Source organism: Pseudomonas sp. SL4(2022) (assembly GCF_026625725.1).
Lineage (GTDB): Bacteria > Pseudomonadota > Gammaproteobacteria > Pseudomonadales > Pseudomonadaceae > Aquipseudomonas.
In genome coordinates, this window is the sequence record NZ_CP113060.1 from 4,244,514 (window position 1) to 4,256,694 (window position 12,181).

9 protein-coding genes are annotated in these 12,181 nt (G+C 56.8%); 6 read left to right on the plus strand and 3 right to left on the minus strand.

Going from position 1 to position 12,181, the window contains the following annotated elements:
- The first annotated feature begins 76 nt into the window (after positions 1-76).
- The 4 genes from ssuD (at position 77) to OU997_RS20025 (ending at position 3,191) form a co-directional block, all read left to right on the plus strand.
- Positions 77-1,225 (plus strand): FMNH2-dependent alkanesulfonate monooxygenase, encoded by a 1,149-nt coding sequence (gene ssuD, locus OU997_RS20010; protein ID WP_267808279.1) that lies wholly within the window; start codon positions 77-79, stop codon positions 1,223-1,225.
- Positions 1,226-1,296: 71 nt separating this feature from the next.
- Positions 1,297-2,091, plus strand: a complete 795-nt coding sequence (gene ssuC / locus OU997_RS20015) for an aliphatic sulfonate ABC transporter permease SsuC (RefSeq protein ID WP_108488727.1) — start codon at positions 1,297-1,299, stop codon at positions 2,089-2,091.
- Positions 2,088-2,888 (plus strand): aliphatic sulfonates ABC transporter ATP-binding protein, encoded by an 801-nt coding sequence (gene ssuB, locus OU997_RS20020; RefSeq protein ID WP_267808281.1) that lies wholly within the window; start codon positions 2,088-2,090, stop codon positions 2,886-2,888. The genes ssuC and ssuB overlap by 4 nt, the downstream gene beginning before the upstream one ends.
- An 87-nt stretch (positions 2,889-2,975) precedes the next feature.
- The gene (locus tag OU997_RS20025) at positions 2,976-3,191 is read left to right on the plus strand and encodes a TOBE domain-containing protein (protein ID WP_056842174.1); all 216 of its coding nucleotides are present in this window, start codon (positions 2,976-2,978) and stop codon (positions 3,189-3,191) included.
- Between the two features lie 118 nt (positions 3,192-3,309).
- On the opposite strand, the gene OU997_RS20030 is transcribed toward OU997_RS20025, so the two are convergent.
- Positions 3,310-3,528 (minus strand): hypothetical protein, encoded by a 219-nt coding sequence (locus OU997_RS20030; RefSeq protein WP_267808286.1) that lies wholly within the window; start codon positions 3,526-3,528, stop codon positions 3,310-3,312.
- 949 nt (positions 3,529-4,477) lie between these two features.
- Between OU997_RS20030 and OU997_RS20035 the strand changes: the two genes are divergently transcribed.
- Together OU997_RS20035 and OU997_RS20040 are read left to right on the plus strand one after the other, a co-directional pair.
- A complete protein-coding gene (locus OU997_RS20035; RefSeq protein WP_267808288.1) occupies positions 4,478-5,638 on the plus strand; it encodes a response regulator in 1,161 nt (386 codons plus the stop codon).
- Positions 5,635-9,651 carry an ATP-binding protein gene (locus OU997_RS20040; RefSeq protein WP_267808290.1) on the plus strand — a complete coding sequence of 1,339 codons (4,017 nt, stop codon included), beginning with the start codon at positions 5,635-5,637 and terminating at the stop codon, positions 9,649-9,651. The genes OU997_RS20035 and OU997_RS20040 overlap by 4 nt, the downstream gene beginning before the upstream one ends.
- Positions 9,652-9,788: 137 nt before the next feature.
- Here the strand turns inward: OU997_RS20040 and OU997_RS20045 are convergent, their stop codons facing one another.
- Both OU997_RS20045 and OU997_RS20050 read right to left on the minus strand, forming a co-directional pair.
- The gene (locus tag OU997_RS20045; protein WP_267808292.1) at positions 9,789-11,435 is read right to left on the minus strand and encodes a response regulator; all 1,647 of its coding nucleotides are present in this window, start codon (positions 11,433-11,435) and stop codon (positions 9,789-9,791) included.
- A 174-nt stretch (positions 11,436-11,609) separates the two neighbouring features.
- Entirely contained in the window at positions 11,610-12,059 is a 450-nt protein-coding gene (locus OU997_RS20050) for a hypothetical protein (protein WP_267808294.1), read from the minus strand.
- Positions 12,060-12,181 lie beyond the last annotated feature (122 nt).

Sequence of the window (12,181 nt, forward strand, 5' to 3'; positions counted from 1 at the left end):
CACTCGCGACAGCTGCACCACCGTAGCCCGGATACCTTCCGGGCTACGCCACGATTTCGTAAGAGGAGACCACTCCATGAGCTTGAATATTTTCTGGTTCCTGCCTACCCATGGCGACGGCAAATACCTGGGCACCGCCGAGGGCGCACGCACCGTCGATCACGGTTACCTGCAGCAGATTGCCCAAGCAGCCGACCGCCTTGGCTTTGGCGGTGTTCTGATCCCGACTGGACGTTCCTGCGAGGACTCCTGGCTGGTGGCAGCATCGCTGATTCCCGTGACCCAGCGCCTGAAATTCCTTGTCGCCCTGCGCCCTGGGATCATTTCCCCGACGGTGGCGGCGCGTCAGGCCGCGACCCTGGACCGTCTGTCCAACGGCCGCGCGCTGTTCAACCTGGTGACCGGGGGCGACCCGGATGAGCTGGCCGGCGATGGCCTCAACCTGTCCCACGCCGAACGCTACGAAGCCTCGGTGGAATTCACCCGCATCTGGCGCCGCGTGCTGGAAGGTGAAGTGGTCGACTACGCCGGTAAACATATTCAAGTCAAAGGCGCCAAACTGCTGTATCCCCCGATTCAACAGCCGCGTCCGCCGCTGTATTTCGGCGGCTCGTCGGAAGCCGCGCAGGATTTGGCCGCCGAGCAGGTCGAGCTGTACCTGACCTGGGGCGAGCCACCGGCTGCAGTAGCCGAGAAGATCGCTCAGGTGCGTGAAAAGGCCGCTGCGCAGGGCCGTGAAGTGCGCTTCGGCATTCGCCTGCACGTGATCGTGCGCGAAACCAACGCCGAAGCCTGGGCCGCCGCCGACAAGCTGATCAGCCATGTCGATGACGACACCATTGCGCGTGCCCAGGCCTCCCTGGCGCGCTTTGATTCGGTCGGTCAGCAACGCATGGCCGCCTTGCACGGCGGCAGCAAGGACAACCTGGAAGTGTCCCCCAACCTCTGGGCCGGAGTCGGCTTGGTGCGCGGCGGTGCCGGCACGGCACTGGTTGGCGATGGCCCAACCGTGGCCGCTCGGGTCAAGGAATACGCCGAGCTGGGCATCGACACCTTTATCTTCTCCGGCTATCCGCACCTGGAAGAGTCGTACCGAGTTGCCGAACTGATGTTCCCGCACCTGGACGTCAACCGCCCAGAACTACCCAGCGGGGCCGGCTATGTCAGCCCCTTCGGTGAAATGGTCGCCAACGACATCCTGCCCAAGGCGGCGTCGGCCAGTTAAGCGCAAGCCCCCTGACCTGACGGCACTCAGGAGCAGAGGGAGATGTGGACAAGGATTCTTCGAGGTAACCGATGAGCAACGCAACCTTACACAACCTGGCTCTGCGCCTGGCCCCGTGGGCCTTGCCGGTGGCGCTGCTGACGGCCTGGCAACTGGCGGTGGTCAGCGGCCTGCTGTCCACGCGCATTCTGCCGGCCCCCAGCGCGGTCCTCAGCGCCGGCTGGGAGCTGCTGCGCAGCGGCGAAATCTGGACCCACCTGGCCATCAGCGGCTGGCGCGCCGGTATCGGTTTTGCCATCGGTGGCGGCCTGGGTCTGTTGCTGGGCTTTATCACCGGCCTGTCGAAATGGGGCGAGCGCTTTCTCGACAGCTCGGTGCAGATGATCCGCAACGTGCCGCACCTGGCGCTGATCCCGCTGGTGATCCTGTGGTTTGGCATCGACGAGAGCGCAAAGATCTTTCTGGTCGCCCTCGGCACCCTGTTCCCGATCTACCTGAATACCTACCACGGCATCCGCAACGTCGACCCGGCGCTGGTGGAAATGGCGCGCAGCTATGGCTTGTCCGGCTTCAGCCTGTTCCGTCAGGTGATCCTGCCCGGCGCCCTGCCCTCGATCCTGGTCGGCGTGCGTTTCGCCCTGGGCTTTATGTGGCTGACGCTGATCGTCGCGGAAACCATTTCCGCCAGCTCCGGCATCGGTTACCTGGCAATGAACGCCCGCGAGTTCCTGCAAACCGACGTGGTGGTACTGGCCATTCTGCTCTATGCCGTGCTCGGCAAGCTGGCGGATGTGGCCGCACGAACACTTGAGCGTATCTGGCTGCGCTGGCATCCGGCCTATCAGGTCAAGGGAGGTGGACAATGACTGCGCTGCACACCCTCAAACGCGGCATCCCACTGGCAATCAATGCGATCCACAAGGCCTTCGGCGAACGCGAAGTGCTGAAGAATGTTCAGCTGAACATTCCCGCCGGGCAGTTTGTCGCCGTGGTCGGCCGCAGTGGTTGCGGCAAGAGTACCCTGCTGCGCCTGCTGGCCGGCCTGGACGTACCCACCCAGGGCGAACTGCAGGCTGGCAACGGCTCGCTGGCCGCCTCACGCGAAGACATTCGCCTGATGTTCCAAGACTCGCGTCTGCTGCCCTGGAAGCGGGTGATCGACAACGTCGGTCTGGGTCTGTCCGGCAACTGGCGACCACAAGCGCAACAGGCGCTGGAAGCCGTTGGCCTGGCGGATCGCGCCAATGAATGGCCTGCTGCTTTATCTGGCGGACAGAAACAGCGCGTGGCCCTGGCCCGTGCGCTGATCCATCAACCGCGCCTGCTGCTGCTCGACGAGCCACTCGGGGCACTGGATGCCCTGACCCGAATCGAGATGCAGCAACTGATCGAACGCCTGTGGCAACAGCACGGTTTCACCGTGTTGTTGGTGACCCACGACGTCAGCGAAGCGGTGGCGATTGCCGACCGGGTGATTCTGATCGAAGACGGCCAGGTTGGCCTGGACATCAGTGTCGATCTGCCACGCCCGCGTCAGCGTGCGTCGACACGCCTGGCGGCTGTTGAGGAACAGGTGCTCAACCGCGTGCTGTCGCTGCCGGAGCTGCCACCGCAACCGGACCCCGTTTCACCCTTGCCCACGCAATTGCGCTGGGCACTTTAAACCAGCCCGCGCCCGGAGCATTGGGGCGCGGTGCAACATCCTCCCGGAGTGCATCCGGGCTACTTGAGACCTGAAAGGAGCATCACCATGACCATTAAAGCCATCAACGTCCGCAACCAGTTCAAAGGCACCATCAAGGAAATCGTGCTGGGCGACGTACTCTCGGAAATCGACGTACAGACAGCCTCCGGTATCGTCACCTCGGTGATCACCACCCGCTCGGTGAAAGAACTGGAACTGGGCGTGGGCAGCGAAGTGATTGCCTTCGTCAAATCCACCGAGGTATCAATCGCCAAGCTGTGAGCAACAATGAAGTGGGCGGCTACCGCCCACACATTGATTAAAGATCGATTTACCATGCGGCTGAAAATGAACTGGCCGCGCGCATGTAGGATTTTATTGTCGCTAGAAATGCGCCTGGTCAACTGACCGAATTTTCCCAATGCCACGCATTGACCGGGATACGTGTCGAATGGCCGACCTTGGCCAAGTACTTATCGACTAGATCCTTAAGCAGCACACCGCCCTTCTTGGTGCACTCGATTACACCAAGAACACTCAGCTCAGTCTCACGGTGCTTCACCCGCGCCTCGGCCGCCGTCTTGCGTGCGAGGGTCTGGCGTGATGTGGAAACGTGCATCCCATCTTTTTTGATTCGAATCTGAGCGGTGTAACTGATCGTGCCGTCAGCCTCGGCTAAGGTGTCCCATCGCATATCCGTAGCGCCGATGATGGATTGGACAGTTTTTTCCTAAACGCCTTAAAAAACCTTGCTTATAAGCTGCGCCAAAAAGCACGTACCATTTTTGTACCACTCACGTTAATGCACGACGTATAAACTCATACCGACTTGCCGACTTCAATTCATAGCTAGCCGTCACAAACACCAGTAGCCAACCCGAGTCGCCCTTGACAGCCAACACAAATCGACCAGAGATGGCGATTTTTAGGCTCCAGCCGCACAGTATTTCAGCTCTTCGACTTTAGGCAGAACCGCTGCCCGATTAACCCCCAAAAGCCCAAAATTCGTTGACCACAAAAGGGCTACACGAACATTCAGCGCAATACCTTGAGACGACCGCTTGGCGAGAGATTTTATCCGCACCGATATTTGGGTCATGCAGCTGGCAGGATGTCCAAACTCTTGGGTTATGCACCCTTAAGCTTCTGGGATTAGCGTGAACTTTTTTCGTTGCTAAGAGCGTCCGCATACGTGCTCTCCTTACCCCAAAAACCACGTTTTAAACGTGGCCTCATGAAGCACTTCAAGATCAACGTCTTGATCGGTCTTTTCTGGTTCCCCATGATGCTGCTGCCTAGGAAAAGTTCGTGCTGGCAGCCGAAGACGACTGGTACCTTAATTCGGCCGAAATAAGTTCAACGGAACATGGCTTTGCTGTCGAGCTTATTTTCGCAGTTTACGAAGCTGCTGGTGCCACAGTTAGCTACGAAGTAGTGCCTTTTCTCGCGCTATGGCTGTAGTCAAAAGTGGTCGTCCTGCAGTGCAGTGATCTGCCGTAACACAGTCTCACCCCCCAACGGACTATGCTTAAATCGGCATACAGTCTGCTAATCAGTGAGTATCAGATATGGAACATCCAATTGTGTTGGCACAGCGTCCTATCGTCTTGGTTGTAGACGACACACCGGACAACCTGAGTCTGATGAGCAGTCTGCTCAAGCCCAACTATCAGGTCAAACTGGCCAATAACGGAGCAAAGGCTTTGCAGCTTGCTCAGTCGGACAGCCCACCTGACCTGATCTTGCTCGACATCATGATGCCGGAAATGGACGGCTACGAAGTCTGCCGAGAACTCAAGTCCCAAGCCCGAACACGCGATATCCCGGTAATTTTCCTGACAGCCAAGGTCGAAGTGGAAGATGAGCGCCTAGGCCTGTCACTCGGTGCCGTTGACTACATCACCAAACCAGTAAGCCCGCCGATTGTCCTCGCACGGGTCGAGACCCATCTCAGCCTCAAGCGAGCGGCTGATTTTCTGCGCGACAAGAACGCCTACCTGGAAAACGAAATACAACGCCGCTCCCAGGAAATCACGGCAATCCAAGATGTGACCATTCTGGCGATGGCCTCGCTCGCGGAAACACGTGATCCAGAAACAGGCAATCACATCCGCCGTACCCAGCACTACGTCAAAGCATTGGCCACTGAACTGCGCAAGGATGCGCGCTACAGCGACATTATCAGTGACGCGTTTATCGACCTGCTTTACAAGTCGGCCCCCCTGCACGACATCGGCAAGGTGGGTATTCCCGACCGAATCCTGCTCAAACCTGGGCGTTTCACTGCCGATGAATTCGAAGTGATGAAAACCCATACAACCCTGGGTTTCAAAGCAATAGAACATGCTGAAAAATCTCTCGGGACGCCCGTAGCCTTTCTCGACATGGCCAAGGAAATCGCCCTGTACCACCAGGAAAAATGGGATGGCTCCGGCTACCCAGAAGGTCTGGCAGGAGAGGCAATTCCTCTATCGGCACGCCTGATGGCCGTGGCAGATGTTTACGATGCCCTGATCAGTCGCCGTGTATATAAAGAAGGCATGCCTCACGAAAAAGCCGTTGGCATCATCATCGACGGTCGTGGCAGTCACTTCACCCCTGATCTGGTCGATGCATTCATGGCAATCGAGGGAGAGTTTCGGACTATTGCCCAGCGCTTTGTCGACAGTGATGAAGAGTTGCAGGAGAAGCTGTCATACCTCGACAAGGCCCTGAGCGAGGCTCCATGACCGACGCCCGCTGGAAGCTTGCCGCAGCACTGCTGGTATCTCTATTGCTGGCATTTGCTGCCGATGCGATCTACTTGCTGGTGGAGCGTAACGCATACCAACAAATGCTCGCCGATCGCATCGAGCGCGAAGCCGAGAACCTGCCGCAACTGACCCTGTCGAGTAAAGGCATGGGCGCCGTGCAATTGGCCGGCAGGCTCAACCGGGAGATTCAACAGGTCGCGCACGGCAACAACCTGTTGCTGGTACAAGCGCGGGAAGCACTTGAGGTCCTAGCCAAAAACACAGGGGCTAGCAATACCTTTGTCGTCAATGCCAGCGGCATCATCGTCCAAGACTGGGACCTGTACGGTCACCATGAACTAGGGCTGAATGTTGGCTTTCGCGACTACTTTCGCCAAGCCATCAGTGGCAAGGAAAACGTTCACGCAGCCATTAGCCAGAGTACTGGCAAACGCATGTTCTATGTGGCGGCCCCGGTCTTTCTTGACCGTTCGGCAAACAGCCGGATCAACGGCGTAGTCGTTGCTGGTTTTGAAATAACCAAGCTCGATCAATTTATGGCCAGCTGGAAAGACACCATCGGCGTGTTGATCTCGCCGAACGGTGTGGTCATGGCCAGTAACAAGCCCGAATGGCAGATGCGCTCCGTCAAACCAGTGAGCCCCGAGCGCCTGCAACAGCTGCAAGCGAGCAAGCAGTATGGTGCGTTTTTATCACCCGACCCAATACCCGCACTTCCCTCAATGGATTCCCCCGTCATCCGCATTGATGGCACCGACTATCTATCCCGCCAAGTAAGCATTGAGTGGAACGACCCTCAAGGCCCATGGACCCTGCTCTTACTTGGCGAGCAGGCCCAGGCCACGCCAATGGGAAAGCGAGCACTGCTGTTCGGCAGCGTACTGGTGTTCTGCCTGATAGCCCTACGGCTATGGCGAGACAGACAGTTAAAGCTGCAGAGCGCCAGAGAACGAGCCGAACTGTTTGCCTTCCAGCAGGCCCTAATCGATACCCTGCCCCATCCCTTGTTCTACACCGACCGAGATACACGCCTGCTGGGTATCAACCAGGCATTCCGCGAGATGTTCAACGTCAGCGCAGAAACACTTCTGGGTAAACGCCTCATCGAACTCAACATCCTGCCGCCCAGCGAACGCGAGCGCGTTCAGCAGGAAATAACCCAAGTCATCGGCACCTCCCAGCGCCTGCAAAGAGAAATCAGCCTGCCTCTAGGCACCGATCAAACGCACCAATTGCTCTACTTCATCTCAGGCGTGCAACTGGGTGACAGCAACCTGGGTGGGGCGGTCGGCAGCCTGGTTGATGTCAGCCCAATCCGCGCTGCCGAGCACGCCATGATGGAGGCTCGCGACCGTGCCGAAAGCGATCGCCTGCGTCTACACGACAGCGAGCAGCGTATCCAATCAATGATCCGCAACGTGCCTGGTGTGGTGTATCGCTGCCTGCCCTACCACCCCTGGACCATGCTGTTTGTTAGCGACGAAATCGAAACACTCACCGGCTACCCAGCCAGTGACTTTGTTGGTCCTGACGCCACTCGCACCCTCGGTGAGTTGATGCACTGCGACGATATCGAACCCACCAGCCTTAACACCGAGGTGGCGATTCGCGAGCAGCGACAGTACATCAACGAATACCGAATCAAAGACCACCGTGGCATCACCCACTGGGTCGATGGACGGGGAATGGCCAGTTACGACGCCAATGGCCAACCCGAGTTCCTTGATGGAGTGCTCTTCGATTTCAGCGAGCGTAAACAAGCTGAAGCGACCGTGCTGGAAGCCAAACGCATCGCCGAGGATGCCACCCGCACCAAAAGTGAATTCCTCGCCAACATGAGCCATGAAATCCGCACACCGATGAACGCCATCATCGGGATGGCTCACTTGGCCTTACAGACCGACCTGGCACCGCGCCAACGCAACCATGTGGAAAAAATCGATAAGGCCGCAAACAGTCTGCTCGGGATCATCAATGACATCCTCGACTTCTCCAAGATCGAGGCCGGCAAACTGCAGCTTGAACAGGTTGAGTTCAGACTCGACGAGGTGCTCGACAACCTGGCCAACTTGATTGCCTTCAAAGCGCATGAAAAAGGCTTGGAGCTGCTCTTTGACCTGCGTAACGAACTACCCGTCAGTCTGATTGGCGACCCTCTGCGTCTGGGTCAGATCCTGCTCAACCTGGCCAGCAATGCAGTCAAATTTACCGAACAGGGCGAAATCATAATCCGCGTCGAACTGGAGTCCAGCGACAGCGGCGGCGTGTGGTTGAACTTCAGCGTGCAGGACAGCGGCATCGGCATGACTACTGAGCAATGCAGCCGACTGTTTGGGGCGTTTTCCCAGGCAGACAGCTCGACTACCCGCAAGTACGGCGGCACCGGACTTGGCCTGGCTATTTCACGTACCCTGGTGGAGCTGATGGAAGGCAGCATCTGGGTGGAAAGCGAACTGGGCGCCGGCAGCCGCTTTCAGTTCCGCGTGCATCTGGCGCTGCCAGAGCAAACACCCGTTGCACGCATGTTCCGCTCCGACGAGCTGGCAGCTACGCGCGCCCTGCTTCTAGAGGGCAGCACGGCTGCCCGAGAGATTCTCAGGGATCAACTGCTCAGCATTCAACTGCAGGTCAACACCACCGAAAATGCGGCCGACGCCCTCGTCGAATTGCGGCATGCTGCAGCCGATGGCACGCCATATGACCTGCTGTTAGTCGGTTGGAAGACCGGCAGCCATGCCGCGCAGGCCTGTCTTACTGGGCTTGCTCAGCTATCGTTGAGCAAGACACCAGCAGTTATCGTTATTACCTCTTTCGGTCGCGAAGACTTTGTCAGCCTGGCACGTCAGCAGGGCCTGCACTACGCCACCATCATCAATCACCCGATCACCTCTTCCCTACTGCTGGAAAGCGTCGGCAGTGTGCTGGGCAAGGGACCGCTTATCGAGCGTCGTCAGCTGCACGATGGCCACGAGCAACAGCAAGCCCGTGAGCGGCTAGCTGGAGCCCGATTACTGCTGGTCGAAGACAACGAGATGAACCGCGAGCTGGCCGTCGAACTGCTGGGAAATGCACAGATCCACTTGGTCTGCGCGCAGCATGGCGAGGAAGCACTGGCCATTCTGACCAAGGACCACGACTTCGACGGCGTTCTTATGGATTGCCAGATGCCAGTGATGGATGGCTACACCGCCACTGGGCTGATTCGCGCCAACCCTGCCTGGGCTCACCTGCCGATCATCGCCATGACCGCCAACGCCATGGCCGGCGACAAGGACAAAGTGATTGCCGCCGGGATGAATGATCACATTGCCAAACCGCTGAATGTTGAACAGATGTTTATCACCCTCGCGCACTGGATCAAACCCACTCGCCAACGCGGCGACGTGCAACTGAGCGCTAACCTCAACATCCATGAAGCGTTGCCTGAGCTGCCCATGCTGGATCAAAAAGCGGGCTTGGCGAGAATGCAAGGCGACCAGCACCTTTACCGCAAGATGCTGCTGCGTTTTACGCAGAGCCAATCAAGCTTCGTTGAGCATTTCGGTGCAGCTATCGCCAGCCACGACTTCGCTACCGCGCAACGTCTTGCTCACACCTTGAAAGGAACTGCCGGGACTATTGGTGCGACCGAGCTACAACTTGCCTCACAAGCACTGGAGGAAGCCTGCACAAGTACCGATGAGGCACTCAGAGGCGCACGCTTTGATCTCGTTGAGCAGCAACTCAACGCCGTTCTACACGCGTTACAACCCTTGCAGGTCGCTGAACTGGCCGGCGTACGAGCAGCGTCAGCACAGCCCACATCGGAGCAATTCAAGCAACTGGCAGAGCTGCTAGCTGACAGCGACTCGGAAGCACTTGATCTGTGCAACGACTTGGCTAATGGCATCACCGATCAAACAATGCGTGATTGTTTTGCCGTGGTTCTGAAGCACACCGAGAACTGCGACTTCGATGAGGCCTTAGCGGCATTGCAACCTTTGCTCTAGGAGGTATCTGCGCACCGCTCGCTGCAGATAGCATCTGCCGGTATTTCTGCTCAGTGCGGCTGTGTTCGGGTAAACGTTTCGATGGAGGACGTGATCTGAAAAAGACTCACGACCAAGGAACAGTAGGCTCGTTTAGGTTATGCGCATGGCAGCGTCACCTTAACGGTGGTTGTCTCGGTCTCATCTGAGGTTTCCATCGCAATGCTGCCATTTTGCGCTTCGACCAGGAGTCGGGCCGAATAAGTCCCCAGTCCAGAGCCACCTTGCTTGCCAACAGTTACAAACTTGTCGAAAAACCGATCCCGGATCTGAGCTGGCACAACGCCCTTGTTGAGAATCGTCACGCAACGTGGATTATCGCCAAGCACGGAAATTTCTACACGCGAATCATCCGGTGCGGCTTCGCAGGCGTTTTTGAGTAAATTCTCGAACAAGGAATAACAGAACATCTCATCGCCTAATGAGTCCAGTGCAGAGTCGCTAATACCCGACGCGGTATCAACCTCGATGGCCAGCCCCTTGATAGCAAAGGTCTTGCGCGCGATTGCGGAAATACGCTTGAGAATTTTAACCAACGCGACCGGCTTGGACTCCAGCACAAAGCGTCCGGTCTCAATTTTGTACAGTTCAGCTGAGAGATTGATCATGCTCAGCGTGCGCAAGCTGGCTTCCTCGGCCATCTGCAGCTGCTCAAGCATTGAGCCGGATAGCGTGCCCGACTCGATTACCCCTTGAATGAGCCCCAGCACCCCAGCCAAGGGGGCTTTCATGTCATGGCGAGTGATGCGTTCAACATCATCTTTTAACTGCTCGGTAATCAGCATGCAGTCGTAATCAGCCTGCAATTGACGACGCAGATCAATGTAGCGAATGAAATTCTTAATCCGGATACGCAAGCCTTCGGGGTCAATCGGCTTGGTTACAAAATCAATTGCTCCTAACTCCATGCCACGCGTTCGTGCAGCGCTGTCGGTCATAGCGGTAACGAAAATGATCGGAATATTTTCTGACGCGGGGTGACTGCGCAAAGCCTTGGCCACCTCGAATCCATCCATGCCGGGCATCATGATATCGAGCAACAGCAGATCAGGCGGCGTATCCGATTGACAGATTTGCAGCGCTTTCTCGCCGTTATTGGCCAGTTTCACCCGGTACTCATCTTCGAACAGGCCTGCCAGCAGTTGCAGGTTGTCCGGCGTATCATCCACCACCAGAATGGTTGCTCGCTCCACCGGCTTTTCAATAGGCGGCAGCGTGGCTTCGACATCATCGAGTCCTTGAGCGACCCCGGAGACCTTTGAGTTCAACCCGGCCATTGCCTTGACGGGATCAATCGGCCCGCTGAAACGCGGATGCCAATTGAGCATACGCGTCAGGCGCTCAGCAAAGCTGCTGTAGGAGAATGGCTTCACCAACAGGTCCGAAACGCCGGCCTGGGCTGCCTGCAAGACCAGGTCGCGTTCAGTTTCGGCGGTGATCATCATAAAAGGCAACCCATACAGCTTAGGGCTACTGCGCACCGACAATAAAAACTCAAGACCATTCATTACCGGCATATTCCAGTCGGAGAGCACGACCGTGACAGGGTGGCTTTCCAACAACCTCAACGCTTCGGCGCCATTAGCCGCCTCAAGGATGTGAGTGATGCCAAATTCGCGAAGATAATTAACCGTAATCTTGCGCATCGACTCTAGATCGTCGACGACTAGAACAGTGCACTTACGGATGCGTGCAAAGAGGTCAAAGGCGCTAGCCTGCACTGCAGACGAAAATGGATCACTCATCGTTTATTCCCTGCATTCGGTCTGTGTAAAAGGCCGGATCTAAGAGTGCTCCTACCTAAAAGCCAACACCGTAATTAATTGAATACCTGTGGCACATTGGCCCGAATTCTCTTGATAAAAAACACTGGCGCAAGGCCCATTTTTTTATCAAGAACATTAACCACTCAGAACAACTTAATGGGTTTTGATCATGCCCTTAGTGCCCGCTTCGGTATCCATCCAGAAGCTTTTCCCAGCTGGATCATCAGTTACTGTGAATGTAATCATCCCCTGCTGAAAATGCAGGGCAGCACCCGCGTGCTTGGCTGTTACCGATTTATCATTCACCAAAACCTTACCACCGGGCAGAATGCGGATGGTCGCCACGGTATTGCCTTCGCCGTTCACGGCTAACAGGTTCCGTGTTTGGTTATGTGCTGCCGAGTGCGTGGACGTTGCGGGCATGCTGCCGAATCCAGCCTTGGCATTTTCCGCCTTGGTTTTGTTGATATCGCAGCCTTCCAGCTCACTCACCTGGGTGCAGCCTGAGCGTTCAAGCTTCTGCTGATATTTATGATCGGTGGCAAAAGCAACGGTACTCACCACAGCAGTCGAAAGCGCAACCAATGTGATTTTCTTCAACATGTTGCTCCCCTCTCAAGAAGTTGACCGGTAACGGCCCGAGGCCTAATCATCAGTTCTATGCAGCCATGCTGAGCCTGTCGAGTTAAAACAGTGCCTTTCTCAAGTCAACCGTCTGACAGCTC